At 56.1% G+C, this 18,589-nt stretch carries 15 protein-coding genes and 1 pseudogene; 10 read left to right on the forward strand and 6 right to left on the reverse strand.

Going from position 1 to position 18,589, the window contains the following annotated elements; all coding sequences use genetic code 11:
- Nucleotides 1-14: 14 nt before the first annotated feature.
- The 5 genes from nuoG to K1V27_RS01400 all read right to left on the reverse strand — a co-directional run bounded on the left by nuoG (nucleotide 15) and on the right by K1V27_RS01400 (nucleotide 7,236).
- Entirely contained in the window at nucleotides 15-2,507 is a 2,493-nt protein-coding gene (nuoG, locus tag K1V27_RS01375; RefSeq protein ID WP_258927728.1) for an NADH-quinone oxidoreductase subunit NuoG, read from the reverse strand.
- 96 nt (nucleotides 2,508-2,603) lie between these two features.
- The gene (locus K1V27_RS01380) at nucleotides 2,604-3,869 is read right to left on the reverse strand and encodes a complex I 51 kDa subunit family protein (protein WP_258927729.1); all 1,266 of its coding nucleotides are present in this window, start codon (nucleotides 3,867-3,869) and stop codon (nucleotides 2,604-2,606) included.
- Complete coding sequence (nuoE, locus tag K1V27_RS01385) at nucleotides 3,866-4,372, reverse strand: NADH-quinone oxidoreductase subunit NuoE (protein ID WP_258927730.1); 507 nt, start codon at nucleotides 4,370-4,372, stop codon at nucleotides 3,866-3,868. The genes K1V27_RS01380 and nuoE overlap by 4 nt, the downstream gene beginning before the upstream one ends.
- A gap of 12 nt (nucleotides 4,373-4,384) precedes the next feature.
- Nucleotides 4,385-6,793 (reverse strand): NADH dehydrogenase (quinone) subunit D, encoded by a 2,409-nt coding sequence (gene nuoD / locus K1V27_RS01390; protein ID WP_353740507.1) that lies wholly within the window; start codon nucleotides 6,791-6,793, stop codon nucleotides 4,385-4,387.
- A 26-nt stretch (nucleotides 6,794-6,819) separates the two neighbouring features.
- Complete coding sequence (locus K1V27_RS01400) at nucleotides 6,820-7,236, reverse strand: NADH-quinone oxidoreductase subunit A (RefSeq protein ID WP_258927731.1); 417 nt, start codon at nucleotides 7,234-7,236, stop codon at nucleotides 6,820-6,822.
- A 274-nt stretch (nucleotides 7,237-7,510) separates the two neighbouring features.
- Between K1V27_RS01400 and K1V27_RS01405 the strand changes: the two genes are divergently transcribed.
- On the forward strand, nucleotides 7,511-8,152 hold the full coding sequence (locus K1V27_RS01405) for a cyclodeaminase/cyclohydrolase family protein (protein ID WP_258927732.1): 642 nt from the start codon (nucleotides 7,511-7,513) through the stop codon (nucleotides 8,150-8,152).
- A gap of 51 nt (nucleotides 8,153-8,203) precedes the next feature.
- Here the strand turns inward: K1V27_RS01405 and K1V27_RS01410 are convergent, their stop codons facing one another.
- Nucleotides 8,204-10,822: a UPF0182 family protein gene (locus K1V27_RS01410; protein ID WP_258927733.1), complete on the reverse strand. Its 2,619-nt coding sequence runs from the start codon at nucleotides 10,820-10,822 to the stop codon at nucleotides 8,204-8,206.
- A gap of 274 nt (nucleotides 10,823-11,096) precedes the next feature.
- Between K1V27_RS01410 and K1V27_RS01415 the strand changes: the two genes are divergently transcribed.
- The 9 genes and pseudogenes from K1V27_RS01415 to K1V27_RS01455 all read left to right on the forward strand — a co-directional run bounded on the left by K1V27_RS01415 (nucleotide 11,097) and on the right by K1V27_RS01455 (nucleotide 18,567).
- Nucleotides 11,097-11,690, forward strand: a complete 594-nt coding sequence (locus K1V27_RS01415) for a Na+/H+ antiporter subunit E (RefSeq protein WP_258927734.1) — start codon at nucleotides 11,097-11,099, stop codon at nucleotides 11,688-11,690.
- Nucleotides 11,683-11,964, forward strand: a complete 282-nt coding sequence (locus K1V27_RS01420; protein ID WP_258927735.1) for an MrpF/PhaF family protein — start codon at nucleotides 11,683-11,685, stop codon at nucleotides 11,962-11,964. Before K1V27_RS01415 ends, K1V27_RS01420 begins: the two co-directional genes overlap by 8 nt.
- The gene (gene mnhG, locus K1V27_RS01425) at nucleotides 11,964-12,284 is read left to right on the forward strand and encodes a monovalent cation/H(+) antiporter subunit G (protein WP_353740508.1); all 321 of its coding nucleotides are present in this window, start codon (nucleotides 11,964-11,966) and stop codon (nucleotides 12,282-12,284) included. The genes K1V27_RS01420 and mnhG overlap by 1 nt, the downstream gene beginning before the upstream one ends.
- Nucleotides 12,281-12,520: pseudogene (locus K1V27_RS01430) on the forward strand (Na(+)/H(+) antiporter subunit B); the annotation flags it as partial. The gene mnhG and the pseudogene K1V27_RS01430, both read left to right, overlap by 4 nt.
- Before the next feature lie 98 nt (nucleotides 12,521-12,618).
- The gene (locus K1V27_RS01435) at nucleotides 12,619-13,431 is read left to right on the forward strand and encodes an MnhB domain-containing protein (protein ID WP_258927738.1); all 813 of its coding nucleotides are present in this window, start codon (nucleotides 12,619-12,621) and stop codon (nucleotides 13,429-13,431) included.
- Nucleotides 13,432-13,435: 4 nt separating this feature from the next.
- On the forward strand, nucleotides 13,436-13,762 hold the full coding sequence (locus tag K1V27_RS01440; RefSeq protein ID WP_258927739.1) for a sodium:proton antiporter: 327 nt from the start codon (nucleotides 13,436-13,438) through the stop codon (nucleotides 13,760-13,762).
- Nucleotides 13,763-13,865: 103 nt separating this feature from the next.
- On the forward strand, nucleotides 13,866-15,296 hold the full coding sequence (locus tag K1V27_RS01445) for a complex I subunit 5 family protein (RefSeq protein WP_258927740.1): 1,431 nt from the start codon (nucleotides 13,866-13,868) through the stop codon (nucleotides 15,294-15,296).
- Nucleotides 15,293-16,816 (forward strand): complex I subunit 5 family protein, encoded by a 1,524-nt coding sequence (locus K1V27_RS01450; RefSeq protein ID WP_258927741.1) that lies wholly within the window; start codon nucleotides 15,293-15,295, stop codon nucleotides 16,814-16,816. The genes K1V27_RS01445 and K1V27_RS01450 overlap by 4 nt, the downstream gene beginning before the upstream one ends.
- Complete coding sequence (locus tag K1V27_RS01455) at nucleotides 16,789-18,567, forward strand: complex I subunit 5 family protein (protein WP_258927742.1); 1,779 nt, start codon at nucleotides 16,789-16,791, stop codon at nucleotides 18,565-18,567. Before K1V27_RS01450 ends, K1V27_RS01455 begins: the two co-directional genes overlap by 28 nt.
- The last annotated feature ends 22 nt before the right edge of the window (nucleotides 18,568-18,589 follow it).

Below are 18,589 nucleotides of genomic sequence, written 5' to 3' on the forward strand. Positions count from 1 at the left end.
GACTCAAATCCCGGTCAGGGTGTACAATTCCCTATCTTTTCCACCGGCAAACCTTGCGCAAAACAGTGCAGCTTTTGCCACTCGAAACGGCTGTGCCGCGGCAAGATGAGAAACCCCCTGGCCATCTTGTCTGACACCGTCAGGTCAATTTCCAAAAAACCGTCGTCCACCGCTATCCTGATTCGATCACAGTCCAGCAGACCGCACCGTTCAGCGTCATCCGAGTGCAGGTAAGCGCAGGGAGACCCGATCACCCTCTGAATAATCTCCGAATAGGAAGCCAGCTCCTCGGTAGCAAAGGTCGAGACGACCGGCAACAAGGTCAAGTGCCCATCCATCGGCTGCTTTGGCTGGAGATCCAGGTCGCCGTCAAAAAACGCGGCAGTGCTCGTTTGAGGAATGATGCGAAGCCCATGGAGCGGCCCATTGTGTTGGTGGTGCCGGGCAAGAACCGCGCATTCTCCGCCAATAACGGGCCATGGATCATTCTCGCTAATCTCATTTTGCGAATGAACCAGTGTGTGGGCAATTTGCTGCAGCACTCGCCAGGCAGCCCTGGGTTCACCCCCGCAGATGCCTGTTCCATAAAGCCTCGGAGGATGGCCTTTGTTGCTCACCTGCCAGATGGGAGTGCCGGGAGAGTGGATTTTTTCGGCAACCTGCAGACGCCCTTCCTGATTGATAAAACTCGAACGGGTTTCAAAAATGGCTCTCGTGGGCAAAAAGATATGAGCCTTGCGCACGGTTTCAGAGGGAAGGTAGTCCAATACCAGCAACAGCTCAAGTTTGTTAAGCGCCCGCTGCAGCCGGTCCCGATCCGCGACATAACGGAACGGATCACTTTCGGCAACGATCAGCGCCTTTATGGCCCCATCTTCGATTTCCTGCACAACACTTTCAAATGAGGAGCCATTGGCGGCATCAAACAGGGCGGCACCATATGCATTGGCTCCGGGCAAAACATAAAAAACTCCGCTCTGATCCTTAACCTCACCCATCAGCAGCGCCACATCGGCGGCAAAGGACACGCTACTCGCCGGAGCAATGTCACTGCCACAGATGATGATTGGCCTCCTACACCCTTCGACAACCGCAATCAACGGCTCCAGTCTTGCTTGAACGGATGCGTCCAAGGGGTCACATGAGAGCATCCGGTCATACAGTGTGACGGCAGCTTCCCCATGTTTGCCCACCCGCTCCCGGTCGAAGGTGGATTTGACCAGTGCGCTCAGGCAAACATCAAAGAGCTCGGGGGAAACGGAGAGATGTTCAAAATCGCATGGCAGAAAGAGCGGACGAGGATCCATCATCACCACCTTCGCCCCGGCGCGCTGCGCCTGTCGCATGGCCAGGGCGAGCATGGGCGCTGCGTTAATGGGGTCCGCCCCTACCCCGATGAGCAAGTCCGCCTTTTCGATGTCGCGCAGGGAAACGGCCGTGCGCCCGTCCAGTTTTGAAACGATTTCACCCATCTTGAATTTGACGGCGGCATCGTAAAAGCAAACAAAATGATCGCTTCCTACCCTTTTGCTCAAATACTTGAGCGTACCCAGCGTCTCGACGCTGGCCCTGGCCGAGCTCAAACACGCGATGGACCGTGGCCCCAACCTGGCCAGCCTGTCGCAGGCAACGGCCACGGCCTCCTGCCAGCCGACTGCCTGCGAACCGATCCGGGGCGACCGTGGACGCTCAGGATGACCGGCATAGGCAAACCCGTATCTCCCCAAGTCGCAGATGAAATAGCCGTTCACCTCTTCATTGAGGCGCGCCTCCTGCCGAAGGACTTCGCGATAGCGGGCTCCGGCGACGGTATTACAGCCCAGGGAGCAATGGATGCACAGGGATGGCCCGCGCTCCAGGTCCCATCTTCTGGCGCGGAATCGTGCCGGCTTATCGGTGTAAACCCCGGTTGGACAGAGATCCACCAGGTTGCCGGCAAAAGGGCTTTCCAGGGGACCGTCGGCAAGGCGGCCAAAATAGACCTTCTGCGCAATCTGCAGCGCACCGAGATCGCGGTAGCCGGCGAATTCGCGGTAGAAGCGAACGCAACGGTAGCAGTGAATGCAACGGTTCATCTCGTGCTGAACCAGCTCCCCCAAATACTGGTCTCGATAGGTTCTCTTTTCCCCGGAAAACCGGCGCATTCCATGGCCGCCGGAAACGGTCATATCCTGCAGCAGGCAGTGTCCGCCCTCATCACATACGGGGCAGTCATGAGGATGGTTAAGCATGAGCCACTCTATGACATGTCTGCGAAAATCCAGGGCCTCTGCATCGGTGGTTGAAATCACCATGCCATCCTGCGCATCGATCATACAGCTCATCTGCAGGCCCTTGAACGGTCCCTGCAGAAATTTGACAGCACACATACGGCAGGCGCCGACCGACCCCAGCCCCCTGTGATAGCAAAAACGGGGGATCATAATGCCGAGACGTTCGGCAGCATCAATCACTTTGGTTCCGTGCGGAACTTCTATCTCGATATCATCAATCGTCAACCGGGGCATGAAACTCTCTTCACGTCAGGAGTCAGCATTCCGAATTCGGCATGGAAGTGTAGCTTCCATGGCTGTGCATTATAGTCTCCCGCCTTCTCTCCTCCGTTACCTGAACGGACATTTCCGTTGACTGATATGCTCGCGCACCTCATCTTCAAAAAATGTCAGCAAGCTCTCCACCGGTGAAGCGGCTCCCGGCGCAAGCGCACAATAGGCATTCCACATGTGCTTGGCCATAGTTTCCAGTCGGGGAATGTATTCTTCTCTGCCCTCCCCGTTTTCGATCCGCCACAGCAAGTCCTGAATATACGGCAAACCTTCCCGGCAGGGTGTACACCACCCACAGGATTCCCTGCTGAAAAACTGTATGAGGTTCAGCGTAACTCCAACCAGACAGGTCTTGTGATCAAAAACCATGATGGCGGCGGTTCCCAGCCGATGCCCAATGGCCTTGAGAGAGTCAAAATCCATCGGCACGTCATAATGCTCTGGAGTCAAGTAGCGCGTAGAAGCACCTCCGGGAAGACAGGCCTTAAATTGCGAGCCATCCAGCATTCCTCCACAATGGTCTTGAATGATTTCGCTCAGTCGCGTGCCGATGGGCAGCTCGATGCAACCCGGTTGCCTGACCTTGCCGCTGATGCAATAAAGTTTGGTTCCGGCTCCGTTTTCCGTTGCTGCAAGGTTTTTGAACCAATCCGCGCCGTTTCTGATGATGTGTGGGACAAAGGCCAGGGTTTCGATGTTATTGACCACCGTCGGCTGCCCCCACAATCCTTTCACCGTCGGATAGGGAGGCGGTTTCATCGGGTTGGGGCGTTTGCCCATGATGGCATTCAGAATGGCGGTTCCTTCGCCGCAAATGTATCGCCCGCCGCTTCGGTGAACAACGATTTCAAAGGAGAAATCACTGCCGAGGATATGCTTCCCCAGGTATCCCGCCTGCCTGGCCGCTTCCACTTCCTGCTCCAGGATTACGGCGCTTGTCTCGTATGAAGGCCGCACAAAAACAAACGCCTTTTGGGCGGAAACGGCATAGCCGGTGATGATGATGCCCTCGATGATGGTGTGCGGGTCGGTGTGGATCAATACCCGATCCTTAAAAGTCCCCGGTTCCATCTCGTCTGAATTGACCACGATGTAGCGAGGAAAAGGCGCATCCTCGGCAACCAGCGACCACTTTTTACCGGCGGGGAAACCGGCACCGCCGCGTCCCAACAGGTTGGCCTCGGTTACGCGCTGGATGACATCGCGGCGGGACTTGTCCCTGAGGATCCCGCTTAAGGCCGTATAGCCGCCACTCCGGCGATATTCGTCGAGGGTGGCGATTCGGTCAGGCCGGCGGTTTTGAAAGAGCACCTGTACACTCATGACATCGTCGCCTGATCGGTCTGGACGGATTCGGCAAGGCTCCTCAGCCGGTCCAGTATCCGGTCAATTTTTTCAGCGGTCAAGCGGCCATACACCCTGCGATTGATCAACATTGCCGGGGAGCGGTCGCAATAGCCGATGCAGCAGGCGGGCAGCAGTGTGAACAGGCCGTCGGATGTCGTTTCACCAAGCCTTATGTTCAGTCGCGCGCAGAGATGCTCCAGGATGGACTCATAGCCGTCCAGCCAGCACATGGCGCTGTCACAAATCTGAATGACATATTTCCCGACCGGTTCGCGAAAAATAAAATCGTAAAAGGTCGCCAATTCCTCCAGTTCCACGGGAGCCATGGTCAGCAACCGGGCAGCCTCCTGCATCGCTGCATCGCTCATGTAGCCAAAGTGTTTCTGAATCTCATACATGACCTCGATGGCCTTTTCCCGGGGGTATTCCGCCTCCGATATGACTTTCTGCAGATGTTGCCTCAGCTGATCCGGTAGCATGGCCAGAAAATCCTATCGATCCACGTCGGGCATGATGAAATCAACCGAACCGATAACCGCCGCCAGATCCGGGATAGTCCGTCCCACGGTCATGAGCGGTACGGCCTGCAGATTGGCGAAGGCGGGGGTCCTGATGCGCATGCGGTAGGCCATGTTGAGTCCGTCGCTGACCACGTAGTAGCCCTGCTCGCCGTGCGCAATCTCGACGGCGTGGTAGGCTTCCCCCCGCGGTATCCTGGGACCCCGGGTGGAGTTGATGAAATGATGAATCAAACTTTCAATGTCGTTCAGCGTATCCTCCTTCTGCGGCAGGCAATAGCGATAGTCATCCGTCATGTAGCGGCCCGCAGGCATTTGGGCGGCTGCCTGCCGGATAATCCGCAGGCTCTGGCGCATCTCTTCGATCCGAACAAGGTAGCGCGCATAGCAATCGCCTCCATCGGCAGTCGGGATATCGAAGTCGAAAGCTGCATAAGCGGCGTACGGCATTTTCTTTCGCAAGTCCCACTCCAACCCGGACGCCCGCAGATTCGGCCCGGTCACTCCCCACTCCATGGCATCCTGCAACGACAAACAGCCGACACCCCTGGTGCGGGCTTTAAAGATGGGATTGCGGTTGAACAGGGCTTCGTACTCTTTGATACGGCCGGGAAAAATGCGCACCAACTGATCGATCGGCTCCTTCCACCCCTCGGGCAGGTCGGCCGCCACCCCGCCGATGCGAAACCAGGCCGGATGCAGCCGACCCCCTGTTATGTGCTCAATAATATCGAGCACCATTTCGCGCTCCCGGAAAGTGTAGAAGGTGGCGCTCATCATGCCGATATCGTGAACAAACGTCCCCAACCACAGGAGATGATTGCTGAGCCGGAACAACTCGGAGAGCATTACGCGGATGTATTGCGCTCTGTCCGGCACACGGATCCCCGCCAGCAGTTCGACGGAACTGAGATAGGCCAGGTTGTTGGCCACCCCACTGAGATAATCGACGCGATCCGTGTAAGGGATAAACTGGTGCCAGGACTGGCGTTCTCCTATTTTTTCCGCGCCGCGGTGGTGATAGCCTATATCGATGTCCATGTCAGTGATCTCTTCACCCGACAGGGCCAGGATAAAGCGGCAGACGCCGTGAGTGCCGAAATGGTGAGGGCCGTAATTGAGAATGAGCTCTTGATCGATGTTGCGTCCACGCAGATGAGCCGCCGCATCCAAAGGTTGATGAATGCGTGCATCCTCCAAGGCATAGGGCGGCATGTCGGTCGCTCGACCGGGGTGGGACTTCAGCAGTGGATGGCCGGGCCAGTCGTGCGGCATGATCAGGCGGCGCAAATGCGGATGCCCGGCAAAGTGTATCCCGAACATGTCGAATACTTCCCGCTCATACCAGTTGGCGCAAGGCCACAGGTCGGTGATGCTTGTCACGGCGGCCGCATCGTTGCCGAGGGGCACTTTCAGTCGAATGCGGCTGACATTCTCGAAACTGAGCAGGTGGTACACCAGTGTGAAATCAGCACCATCTTCCACGTGGCGCGCCACTGCCGCGCAGTCGCCGGCGCCGCTGTTGGTCGGATCTCTGTAGGGACGACGGGCGCGCCGGGCCGATTCATCGATGGCAGTGACATCCTCGAGCCTCAGAAACCTGGGCGCCGCCTCATTTTTCAAATACCGCAAAACCTCTTTGACACGCTCCTGCCTTACTGTAAAGGTGATCATGTCCGATGTTTCTGGGACCTGGGCGACGGCATCGCCAAAGCGCTTGGCAAGAACCCCGGCCAGCGACTGGTCGGCTTCCGACAGCTCAATTCGCCTGGCCGGTGGAGTCCACATCACATCGGATCGGCTTCCCCAAAACCTGGGAGGAATGACCGAGGTTCCCCTGAACGCCGTCCCGTCATATCCCGGCCCACGGGTATCGCGGGATTTTGTCTTCCCGTCTGCGAGGATGGGCCTGGTGGTGCCCTGGCTTCCACCGCCGAGATGGAAAACCGCACGCGACGGTCTCTCCTCGGCCACGATTTTATGCTGCAGCAGTACAAGACCCTGCAACAGCGCTTCAGGACGTGGAGGGCAGCCCGGCACGTAAACATCGACAGGGAGGATTTGATCCACCCCTTGAACAACGCTGTACACGTCGTACATCCCGCCGCAGTTGGAGCAGGAGCCCATGGACATCACCCATTTGGGCTCGGACATCTGTTCATACAGCCTGACAATAGACGGGGCCATCTTTTTGAAAATCGTCCCCGAAGTGATCAGCAAATCCGCCTGCCGCGGTGATGCCCGGAACACTTCCGAGCCGAAGCGGGCAATGTCGTAGCGGGAAGTGAAGGCTGTGGACATTTCGATGAAACAACACGACAATCCAAAAAAAAACGGCCACACGCTGTTCTTGCGCGCCCAGTTGATGACGGTATCGGCCATACTGGGCGCCGGACCTGCAGACGCTGCTAGTTTCTGCCCCTCGATGGTCCCCACTCCAGTCCCCCCTTGCGCCATACATAGAACAGACTGATCAGCAAAATGATTATGAAAACTGATATTCTCAGCCAGCCCTGCCATCCCAGCTCGTGGAAGGCCACTGCCCAGGAAAAGATGAATGCCGCTTCGACATCGAAGATCAAAAAAAAGACCGCCACCAGATAGAACGGTACCGGATAGTTGAAACGTCCAGACCCGGTGGGGATAACCCCACTCTCGTAGGGCCTGAGCTTCTCACAACTCTCCTGCTTCACACCGAGCCGGCTGGTCAGAAAAAGAATGACCCCCATCAGAACCAATACGATGGATGCAAACACGCCCAGGGCAAAAATATTGGGATGCCAGGGTGATAAGGCTTCTACCAGATGTTGCGGGGCACGCTCCATAATGCAGCCTCAGGATCACACTCGTTGTCGCGCATCAGCCAAAAAATTCGGCAGCCGAATTATCCTTGCACCAAAACCATAGAGGATACAGCGGAAAATTTCCACCCACAGCCAGGGGTACGCTCGTTTTCCATTTTGCCTTATACTATCAATCCGTTGCTCCGAGGAATTGTTTTCTTTGGCGTAACAGGGACAAAAGGTAAAATCTTATGCTACAAAGTCAAGAGTCACCTTGATGCACAGCTTGAAACCCAAAGGGTGAGGTTGCAAAACAATGAACAAATCCTTTCTGGAGCGATTGGCCGAACCGCAGCCCGATCCTGGAGGCGGGGCCGCCGCCGCCTACGGAGGATCGCTCGGCCTCGCTCTGCTGGAAAAAATTGTCCGGCTGGAACACGCGCGCAATCGAGGCGCCGGCGAATCCGTGGACGACTGGCGGCAAATGTTGCAGGAAATTTCCGAGCTGTCGGGCGATTTTTCAAGACTCATGAAAAGCGATGTCGAGGCTTACAAAGCCCTTGTCGAGGCCCGCCGCAACGGCGATGCAAACCAGCTCCGGGAAGCAGTTGAAAATGCCATCCATTGCCCCGAGAAGATCATGTTGACAGTGCGCCGTGCATTGCAGCTGGCCTGCACGGTGGCAGAATCATGCAAACACCACCTGGTGGCCGACTTGCTGGTTGCTGTTGGGTTTTTGGGAGCGGCGCTGCGCGGCGGGCATCACATCGCGCTAGCCAATCTCCCTTTGATAAAAGAGATCGGCCATCGGCAGATGCGTCAATCGGAGCTTTCACAAGTCCTTGAGTCCGCCCGTGAACTTGAAGATCAGACCACGGGGGAACTGCTCGGGCGCCTCCACTGCCGCCTCAATAGCGAATGCCACGGGAAATGTCGCGGCGAAAGGCATGACCCGTAGGGCAATTCGACCCGGGCATGTCGCAATCCTTGATCACTCCGATCCCTGTGCTCAATTGCCATTTGGACTCGCTGCAGGCAGTGGCTGCAGCCTCGGCATTTGCAGGCGCTCTTGCAGTCGACGCGTCATCTTTTCGAGGGCAATCTCCAGAGACGGCTCCATCACAACCACATCGCCCTGGGTGACAATGAGCCGCGTCAATTGGGGAATCTTCAAACGCCCTGCGGCCTTCAGATAGATTGGTAGAATATATTCCACCGTGCCCCCGAAGGGCAAAATGATCAGCTTGCCGCGCTGTACCTCGGTGCCGATCTGATCCCAGAGGGTGAGCTGCTGGGCCACGTGAGGATCTTGATCAATGATTGCTTCAATTTGAGAAGGTCCGTAGACCACCAACCCCTTGGGAAAAGAGTAGACGATGATTTCACCGTAATGAGGCTCATCGCAGCGCACAACTGCCATGGCGCGCAGATTGTCGAGCCCCTTGGGACGCATGGGAACCATCAGGATGAATTCTTCGCGATCCTTTTCGATCAGGTTGAGTGTCAGATAATAGGGTTTGACCTCGATAGCTTTTTCGCCCCTGAATTCCCTGGCAAATTCCCAGATGTCCTCCTGTTTGTAGTAGGTGTCCGCATTGGCCTGATGGTATTTGGCATAGATACTCATCTGAATCTCGAAGATATCTTTCGGGTAACGCAGATGAGGTTTCAGCTCGGCATCCATGGCAACCATGGATTGCAGTAACCCCGGGTACATCCGGCTGTAAGCCCGAATAATGGGATCGTTTGGATCGGCTATGTAGTAAGTCACGCTGCCGTCGTATGCGTCCACTACAATTTTGACCGAATTGCGAATATAGTTGAATTCTTGTGACGCGCCAGGAAACGGCTGGGCGTTGGGATACCAATCAGAAGTCGTGTACGCGTCCTGGATCCAGTAGATCCTTTCCGAGGTGACCACGACATACGGGTCCTTGTCGAGAATGAAAAAGGGCGTGAGGGTCGTGATTGCGTCAACGATATTGCGCCGAAACAAGATACGACTGTTTCTGTTGGTTTCCGGCGTGAAGAAGATATTCTTATCTTTGAAATACACGGCAAACATCAACTTGCTAAACAGAGAGGAAATGGGAACTCCGCCGGTACCGCTGTAATCAGTCATTGCGAAGGAATCGCCCGAGGGATAATCAAATTCGTGGTTATCGTTTGGGGCGATGGCGTACTCGTAAGGTTCAAGTCCGTAATAGATCCCCGGTTGTTTAATGGTCAAACCATAGCCGGATCTGGGCGGGAGGTCCCCGATAAACCACGTCATCGCCTCCTCCCCCCGTTGGGCCGCAGGGTTCATGGCCACACCATAACCATGTGTGTATTTCAAGTGCTTATTAATCCAATTTTGGGCCCCTGCCGGAAGCTTTTCCAAGATCAGGTCCCGGGCCGAGATGAACACCTGCTGATAGACCCCATTGACCGTGTAACGGTCCACATCCACCCCGGTGAACTCATAATACGGCCGAATGGCCTGCAACTGCTCATACACCTCCAGCAGCACATCCTCGAACCAAACAGGAATATTGCGAATGCTGTCTTCCATTTTTGGCTCTTTGTCGATTTCAGGAATCGGAGAGACATTATATTCTCGAATCTTCGCCTTATCCAGATTGTAGGAAGCCATGGTGGATTGAATGCTGCTTTCGATGTAGGGAGTTTGCTTGGACAGTTCCGCCGGTTTGACCCAATACTGCTCCACGAATTTGGGCAAAAAGGAGGATTCGCGTGCTCCCAGAGCTAGCAGGAACAATACCGTGGAAGCAATCAACACCCTAAGACCCCGTTTGGTGTTGATATAGAATATGAGGGAAAGAGCGGTACTCATGAGCAGCAGCAGGGTAATCCAAATGAGCGGCAAAATGACGCGCATTTCGATATAGCCGGGGCCGAAGAAAAGCGGTTCGTTGTTGACGCTGTAGAGCAGTTCATAACGCTGTAGAATGTAGTCCCAAATTTCGATTGCAAAAATGACCAGAATGAGCAGGCTGAGATGGATCTTGGCACCCTGGGGCAGTTTTTGCTCGTGCTGAAAAAGCACACGACGTTCCATCCAGTAGAGCACAACCAGGCCAATGAAGAGTAGCCCAAAAGCCAGCAACAGGCGATTCTGCAAGAGGCTGTAGATGGGAAAGGCAAACAGATAATAGCTTATGTCCTTGCCAAACACCGGGTCGGTCACACCTTGATTGGGACCAAAGATGTACATCAGGGAAGCTTCCCACTGTTCGAACAGGGGCAAGGCAATGATGATTCCCAGAATGAGCGAAAGCGGCAGATAAAATTTCAGGGAACCGCTGCGAAACAGCCTGAAGATATCGCGATAGGCTTGCCGTATTTTGCTGTTGGTTTTGGATTCGACGGGCTCGGTGGTGCCAAGGAAGCGCGAGGCAACCCAGAAGTTGAGAAAAAAAATCAAGAAGAAAAGGCCCGTGACCGCCAGGAATATAGCATACCGGTAAAGCATTCTCAGCCAGAAATAGGCGCCGTAGTTGAGTGATTGAAACCACCAGAAGTCAACTATGAAATTAACGAAAAAGATATTGAGTAGAACAAAAAAAACGGCAAGAACTGAGAGACTGATTCCGATCAGCAAGACACTGCGTTTCAACTGCTGCATGATGCTCCCCTCTGGAGATGAAAATATTTTGCGAGAAAAAGCTCAGCTTTTTTCAAGTTTGAGTGTAATCACCCGGTCCATATAAGGCAATTCAGGGTCTGTTGTCCATGGGCAAGCACAATGATGCCGTCCATATACCTGACCCGACGACCCTGCCGGGAATCCAAGACCAATAAAGCCATGATCGTTCTTCTGAATCAACTGTAAAATCAATCATGGCCAATTGAACCGTTACGTATTAATACTACAGCAAGGCTTCTGGATAGAAGGTTGAATGACACAATCTGAACGGGGCCGGAAAATGTTCATTGAGTCAGGCAAAAAAGAGAAGTTTCCTATGGAGCGTCATGGCATGCTGCTGTTGAACCGCATTTTCCATCGCTTTCTGCTGCTGTGTCTTTTATGGTGGGTGCTTACGGAGGGTTATCCCGGATCGTGGTGGTTCGGTTTGCCCGGAGTGACTGTGACGACCGCTGCCACTCTTGGGCTGAGCAGCCGGTTCACGTGGCATTGGCGCCCGCTGGGAATGATCCGCTTCGTGCCGTTCTTTTTTCTCCAGTCTCTGCACGGCGGAATCGATGTGGCCTGGCGCGCTTTGCATCGGCAGACGCCCATGAATCCGGCACTGTTCGATTTCCCGCTGCGTCTCCCGCATGGGCCGGCGCGAGTATTCCTTGCCAACACCGTCAGCCTGTTGCCCGGCACTTGCAGTGCCGACCTGAGTGAGGAATGTCTGAAAGTGCATGTGTTGGATGGATCCATAGCGATTCATACCCGGCTGCAGGCAGTAGAAGAGCATGTAGCCGCGTTGTTCGGCCTGAGCATTCCACCTGCTGAACGCTTTGAGGAGGCCTCGCCGCATGAATGATTTTTACCTGGCAGTGAGTGCCTTTCTTCTGGTGAACATACTGGTTGGACTGGTGCGCATTCTACGTGGTCCCACGCCACCCGATCGAATGCTGATGGCGCAGATGTTTGGCACCACGGGCGTGGGCATTCTGTTGTTGCTTTCCGAAGCCATGGGTCTCCCGGTGCTGCGTGATGTCGCGTTGCTTTTCGCCCTGCTCGGAGCTCTCGCTACCGTCTCCTTTGTCAGGCGGTACTGGCCCGTGGAATTCGCAGAGGAGGAATCAAAGGAATGATGTTTGAGGAATGGATCTCTTCTGCTCTGGTGTGTGCCGGCGCGTTTTTCTACCTCGCGGGGACTCTCGGCATGCTGCGCTTTCCAGATATTTACACCCGACTGCATGCGGTAACCAAAGCGGACAATCTGGGTTTGGGGTTACTGGCTGCAGGTTTGATGCTGCGCGCTGAATCATGGCCCGCCATGATCAAACTGGCCCTCATTTGGATGCTTGCTCTCGTAACAAGCGCAACCGCTTGCTATCTGGTTGCAAACAATGCCTTGCGGGCGGGGTTGCCTCCCGTCCTCGGTCGGTACCGTTCCGGGAGCAGGCCATGACTGCGCTGACCTGGATATTCGACGGATTGCTCACCGCCGCCATGGTGTACCTGGCATGGTCGCTTCTGTCGGAGCGCGATCTGTTCAAGGCAGTCGTCTTGTTCATCGCTTTTGGACTGCTCATGGCCCTCGCCTGGGTTCGATTACGGGCGCCCGACATAGCCCTTGCGGAAGCCGCCATCAGTGCCGGCCTGAGCGGAGTGCTGCTGCTTGATGCAGTGGGCGCCATCCGTTCTCCCAACCCGGTTCCTGAAGACACTTCCTCTGACTCCGGGTAAGGCGCTGTACCTGAACCCGCTGCAATGAGCCACAACCAACAGGAAATGATCAACCCGTGACCAGCAACAAATCGCCGACAACCGAGCCCGCTTCCACTCGAAGACCAAAGAGCTCCTCCGGCGCTGCAGGAGTGAGGGAGTTTGCTGCTGAAATCGGCTTTGCCCGGGTGGCATTTAATCTGCTGGTTGTGCTGCTTTTGGGTCTACTCTTCTGGACCGTGCTGGATTTGCCGCCGCAGTCTGCGGGGCTCCATGCCAAGGTTAAGGCGCACATGCATGTGAGCGGTGTGGCTTCTCCCATAACCGCTGTGCTGTTGAATTTTCGCGGATACGACACATTGCTCGAAATCGTCGTCCTCCTTTTGGCCTCCATTGGATGCCTGATCCTGCGCGATGCACCCCAATCGCATCCCGCCTTGGCTCCAGGCCGGCCGGGAAAATGGGTGCTTGACGGCATGATTCATGTGTTGATTCCAGTCATGCTGCTGACCGCCGGATATCTCCTCTGGGCGGGAGACCATGCACCCGGCGGTGCTTTTCAGGCAGGAGCCGTTTTGGCTGCAGCGGGCTTCCTCCTCGTCCTGGGGAACAGAATGCGCTTTTGGCGAACCCCGGAGTGGCTGCTGCGGCTCTCCCTTTCCTTCGGCATGATTGTTTTTGTGCTGGTGGCGAGCGTTGTGACCATCCTAACAAAAAACCTTCTGCAGTATCCGGAAAATTACGCTGGCATTCTGATTTTATTAATTGAAATTTCTGTTGCCGGGTCCATTGGCTGTGTTTTGATCACGCTTTTTGCAGGGCATCCGCCTGTCACTCGTACGCCTGCTGCCGATCAGCTTTGGCATTCCAACGATGAACCGAAGGAATAAAAACATGAATCAACCGACCTGGTATGCTCTGACCGGAGTCATACTTTTCTCTATGGGAATCCATGCGTTCGTAATACGCACCCACCTGGTGCGCAGAATTCTGGCATTCAATATCATGGGAAGCGGAGTGTTTCTTCTCCTTGTGGCGATTGCCCACCGCATCCCCGGTGCCGCTCCGGATCCCGTACCGCACGCTCTGGTTTTGACCGGTATCGTGGTTTCCGTGAGCTTCACAGCATTCGGTCTGGTACTGCTGAAAAAGATTTATGCAAAAACGGGAAAGACTGCACTGATTGATCCAACGGAATCGACCAGCGACCAAACCAACTGAAGGAGAAACAATCGTCGACTCGATAGCCTGGGAAGCATGGACTCTGATCCTGCCTCTCGCGACAGCAACTCTGACCTTCATCACGAAGAGGCATATACGCACCGTGCTGGTTTCGGCCGGAGCCGTTTCCACCCTGGTTTGCGTGGGTGGCCTGCTGCGGCGCGTGTGGCTCACCGGACCGATCCGGCACACGGTTGGCGGGTGGAGCTCCCCGCTTGGCATTGAACTCTATGCCGACGGCTTGAGCACCGCTCTGCTTGCAGTGACTGCGGTCATCATGGGCACCGCCGGTTTTTACGTGGTCGATGCAATCCGTCACAAGAACGGCCACACCGAAGGGTACGACAGTGATTTTTTCTGGCCCCTGTGGTTTTTCCTCTGGACCACGTTCAACGCGGTTTTCCTGTCCCGCGATGTATTCAACCTTTACATCACCTTGGAACTGCTGGTGCTGTGCGCCGTACCCCTCCTGATCCTGGCCGGAAGCGGCGCCGCTTTGATCGCCGGCATGCGTTATCTGCTGGTGGCCATGCTCGGTTCCATGTGCTATCTGCTGGGAGTTGCCCTGCTCTATGCTCAGTACGACACGTTAAGCATCCCGCAACTTGGCGCCCTCATGGTGTCATCACCGGGCACTGCGGCAGCGGTTGTTCTGATGACCCTGGGACTACTTCTCAAAACCGCACTGTTCCCCCTGCATTTTTGGCTTCCCAGCGCGCACGGCAATGCTCCTGCAGCAGTGAGTGCCCTGCTGTCCGGTTTGGTGGTGAAGGCCTCCTTTTACCTGCTCGTGAGGCTATGGTTCGGCGCCTTTGCCGGAATAGTTTCGGTCGGTGCGGGAAATTTCCTCGGCTTGCTCGGGTCGCTCGCCATCATTTGGGGCTCATTGCTGGCTTTGCGCCAGCAACGGTTGAAACTGGTCATTGCCTACTCGACGGTAGCCCAGATAGGTTATTTCTTTTTGCTGTTTCCTCTGGTGATCGGCGGAACCCAATTGTGTGCGCCGTCGGATCGGGTCGATTGGCTGACCATGGCGGGGTCGGGCGCCATGTATTTCATGTTGTCACACGCTCTGGCGAAGGCAGCCATGTTCCTGGCAGCCGGCTGCATCGCCCATGCGGCCGCTTCCGACCGTCTGAATGAAGTGATCGGAATTGGAAGATATTTGCCGGTGAGCGTGTTCGCCTTCGCGCTGGCCGGCGTCAGCTTGATGGGGCTGCCGCCCAGTGGCGGATTCGTCGGTAAATGGATGATGCTGAAAGCCGCCTTTGCTACAAATCAGTGGTGGTGGGCGATGGTGATCAGCTTGGGCGGCCTGCTGGCGGCGGCATACGTTTTTATGGTTTTGAAGCAGACGGTTGTTTTCCGCCTCGTTGACATCCGCTTTTATGAAGTCCCGCGCGGCATGCAATGGGCCGCACTGCTGCTGGCACTGTTCTCGCTGTTGCTCGGGGTGAGCGGGCAGGTCCCTCTGGATCTGCTGGCGGTAGGCTCGCCATTTTCCCCCCGGGCCGGCCAGGGGTGGCTGCCATGACCTTGCACGACTGGCTCCCGCTGCTCACTCTACTCACCTCTCTTGTGACCGGCCTGTTGATTTTTTTCCTGGCTGAGCAGCAGGTACGCCTGCGCACTTTTTTGAACATGGCGGGCGCCATCATAAAACTTGCGCTGGTGGCAGTGATGTTGTGGGGAACCTTTCACGGGCAAAGCTATGAGACCCGGTTGCCGCTGCTGGGGCAAACCGATTTGGTGCTGCGCGCGGATGCACTGGCGATGCTGTTTGTGGGGCTGTCGTCGCTGTTGTGGTTTCTCACAACCATCTATGCGATCGGCTATCTTGAAAAATCGCCTCATCGCAGTCGTTTTTTTGGTTTTTTCAGCATCTGCGTGACGGCCACGGTGGGTATCGCACTCGCCGGGAACTTGCTGACATTCTTTGTATTTTATGAGTTATTGACACTCTCGACCTATCCTCTGGTTGTGCATCGAGGTACGCCGGAAGCTCTGCGCGCCGGCGGCAGATACCTCGTTTATACCCTGAGCGGTGCTGCGCTGCTGTTGCTTGGAGTGGTATGGCTCTATGTGTTGGCCGGGCCAATCGAATTCACCGCCGGAGGCGTCCTGTCCCACCTTGAGGAAGAGTCGCACAGGGCTGCGCTCATTGCCATTTTTGTTCTTCTGGTAGGAGGACTGGGAGTGAAGGCAGCTTTTGTACCGTTACATGGCTGGCTGCCTTCCGCAATGGTGGCCCCGGCGCCGGTGAGTGCCCTGCTGCACGCCGTTGCGGTGGTCAAGGCCGGAGCTTTCGGCATCGTGCGGGTCGTCTACGACATCTATGGCATCAAACTGACTGAATCTCTGGGAGTCACGGGTCCGCTGGCGGCCGTTGCGGCCTTCAGCATCATTTACGGCTCGCTGCGCGCTCTCATGCAGGATGACCTGAAGCGACGCCTGGCCTATTCAACCGTGAGCCAACTTTCCTACATCACACTCGGAGTCGCCATCGTCGGACCGCTCTCCACCGTCGGCGGTGTAGTGCATCTGGTCCATCAGGGTATCATGAAGATCACCCTTTTTTTCTGCGCCGGTAACCTTGCAGAAACAGTCGGCATCCATCGCATCAGCGAAATGGACGGGGTAGCGAAACGCATGCCCTGGACCATGACGGCTTTCACCATAGCAGCGTTCGGCATGATCGGCCTGCCCCCAGTGGCCGGTTTCATCAGCAAGTGGTACCTGGGACTGGGAGCTTTGCAGGCGGGTCAAGGTTGGGGTGTTGGCGTGCTGCTCATGAGCACTTTGCTCAATGCGGGTTATTTTCTCCCGATTCTCTATGCCGCCTGGTTCAAGGAGCCGCATGCGGCGTGGAATGAGAAAGGCCTGAAAGATTGGTGGGAAAGCGATTGGCGTCTGCTCCTGCCGACTCTGGCCACAGCGGTTTTGTCGTTGACCGCAGGATTGCTGGCCGGCCTTCCCATAAGCCCCGTCGGCTGGGTTAGAATGATCGTCAAACAGGACTACAAGCTATGGACACCATTCTTGGGGATACCCTGACCCCGCATGGTCTGGCCTGGCTGTTGCTTTTCGGGCTGCCGCTGACGCTGGCGGCAGCGGCAGCCGCGCGCCCAGTGCGCAGGATGGCCCTGCCGCTTGCTCCCTGGTCGATGGTACCGGCCTTGGCTGTAGCTGTCTGGCCACTTCCGGCAGCAGATTATCCCTGGTTACTCCTGGGCCTCCGGTTGGGTCTGGACCAAACCGGGCGAATATTCCTTTCGTTCACCGCCTTTCTTTGGATCTGCTCCGGCATCTACGCCAAAAGTTACCTGGCGGAAGATCCAAAGCGCCACCGTTTTTTTGCCTTTTTCCTGCTCACGGCCGCCGGCAACCTGGGGCTGACCATAGCTCAGGATATGATTGGATTTTACCTGTGCTTTGTCTTGATGACCTTCGCCGCCTACGGCCTCATCATTCACCAGGGTAGTCATGCAGCGCGACACGCCGGGCTCATCTATGTTATTTTGGCGGTCTTTGGCGAGGTCTTACTGGTCACGGCCATCATCATGATCGGACTGGCAGGCTCCGGCAATGTGATCAATCCCGGCCAGGTGGTGTCGCAAGCAGTCCACCGCAACCTGATCATGGCACTGCTGCTCATGGGTTTCGGCATCAAGGCGGGCGCTGTTCCGCTGCACGTATGGCTGCCCCTGGCCCATCCGGTTGCGCCCACCCCCGCCTCGGCAGTGCTCTCGGGTGCCATGATCAAGGCCGGACTGCTGGGCTGGCTGCGCTTTCTGCCCCTGGGAGCAGCGGCTCTGCCGAATTGGAGTGCGTTATGCCTGGCGGCAGGGTTGACGGCTGCCTTGTACGGGGTGGCGGTCGGCCTCACCGAAGATGAGCCCAAGACCATTCTGGCCTATTCCAGTATCAGTCAAATGGGCGTCATGCTGAGCGCAATCGGTATCGGTCTGGCCCTTCCCAAATCATGGCCGCTGGTCATGGCAACCCTTCTGCTTTACGCGCTGCATCATTCCCTGGCCAAGGGCGCGCTGTTCCTTGCTGTCGGAATGACCGGAGCCGTCCATGCAGGTCGTTTCCAGCGTTTATTCTTTAGAGCGGGCACCCTGCTGCCGGCGCTTGCCATGGCCGCCGCTCCTCTGACCAGCGGCGCGTTGGCCAAAACGGCGATCAAGGAAGTCGCCCTTTTGCTTCCCTCCTTCTGGCGCGAGCTGCTGACGTGGGTGCTGACCCTGTCGGCGCTTGCAACCGCACTGCTGATGGCCCATTTCCTGTGCTTTTTCTGGTCTCGCAATGAAACCGAGCACGGCCACCATCAGCCGGCAGCCGGCCAATGGTATTCCTGGACGTTGCTGCTGATTGCGGTTCTGTCCGCCGCCTGGCTGCTCACGCCCATGCAACTCGAACCATTGAGAGGAAAACTCTTATCCCCGTCATGGTGGTGGGGCAGCACATGGATCGTGCTGCTGGGCGGCCTGCTCGGTTGGGCGCAATGGCGTCGAACCGGCCGCACCGGCAAGATGGTGCTGCCGGCCGTGCCGCCGGGAGATATATTAATACCCGTGGCGACACTCCTTAAACAACTGCACAAAGTTGGATACAGTGCCGTTCAAAGAGTCCGTGGGAAAGATTTGATGAGGCAGCTTTTGGCCTGGAGAACCGCGGTCCACCTCAGGCCCGCCCTGTTATCCATCCTGCGCGGGGGAGAGGAATCAATTTCTCGCTGGACTGCAGTCGGAACTCTGTTTTTCTTGCTGGCGATGATTCTGCTGACAATCATCCTTAGTTGATCACAGCCAAAGCCGGCGAACG

It is taken from the genome of Desulfoferrobacter suflitae, assembly GCF_022603395.1.
GTDB classification, from domain to species: domain Bacteria; phylum Desulfobacterota; class Syntrophobacteria; order Syntrophobacterales; family Syntrophobacteraceae; genus Desulfoferrobacter; species Desulfoferrobacter suflitae.

Bases quoted from the DNA above. Each gene is read 5' to 3' on its own strand.
- nuoD (WP_353740507.1), bottom strand. From the start codon at position 6,793: ATGGCCGATACCGTCATCAACTGGGCGCGCAAGAACAGCGTGTGGCCG.
- K1V27_RS01410 (WP_258927733.1), bottom strand. From the start codon at position 10,822: ATGCAGCAGTTGAAACGCAGTGTCTTGCTGATCGGAATCAGTCTCTCA.
- K1V27_RS01405 (WP_258927732.1), top strand. From the start codon at position 7,511: ATGAACAAATCCTTTCTGGAGCGATTGGCCGAACCGCAGCCCGATCCT.
- K1V27_RS01455 (WP_258927742.1), top strand. From the start codon at position 16,789: ATGGACACCATTCTTGGGGATACCCTGACCCCGCATGGTCTGGCCTGG.
- nuoG (WP_258927728.1), bottom strand. From the start codon at position 2,507: ATGCCCCGGTTGACGATTGATGATATCGAGATAGAAGTTCCGCACGGA.
- K1V27_RS01380 (WP_258927729.1), bottom strand. From the start codon at position 3,869: ATGAGTGTACAGGTGCTCTTTCAAAACCGCCGGCCTGACCGAATCGCC.
- K1V27_RS01400 (WP_258927731.1), bottom strand. From the start codon at position 7,236: ATGGAGCGTGCCCCGCAACATCTGGTAGAAGCCTTATCACCCTGGCAT.
- mnhG (WP_353740508.1), top strand. From the start codon at position 11,964: ATGTTTGAGGAATGGATCTCTTCTGCTCTGGTGTGTGCCGGCGCGTTT.
- nuoE (WP_258927730.1), bottom strand. From the start codon at position 4,372: ATGCTACCGGATCAGCTGAGGCAACATCTGCAGAAAGTCATATCGGAG.
- K1V27_RS01415 (WP_258927734.1), top strand. From the start codon at position 11,097: ATGACACAATCTGAACGGGGCCGGAAAATGTTCATTGAGTCAGGCAAA.
- K1V27_RS01420 (WP_258927735.1), top strand. From the start codon at position 11,683: ATGAATGATTTTTACCTGGCAGTGAGTGCCTTTCTTCTGGTGAACATA.
- K1V27_RS01450 (WP_258927741.1), top strand. From the start codon at position 15,293: ATGACCTTGCACGACTGGCTCCCGCTGCTCACTCTACTCACCTCTCTT.
- K1V27_RS01440 (WP_258927739.1), top strand. From the start codon at position 13,436: ATGAATCAACCGACCTGGTATGCTCTGACCGGAGTCATACTTTTCTCT.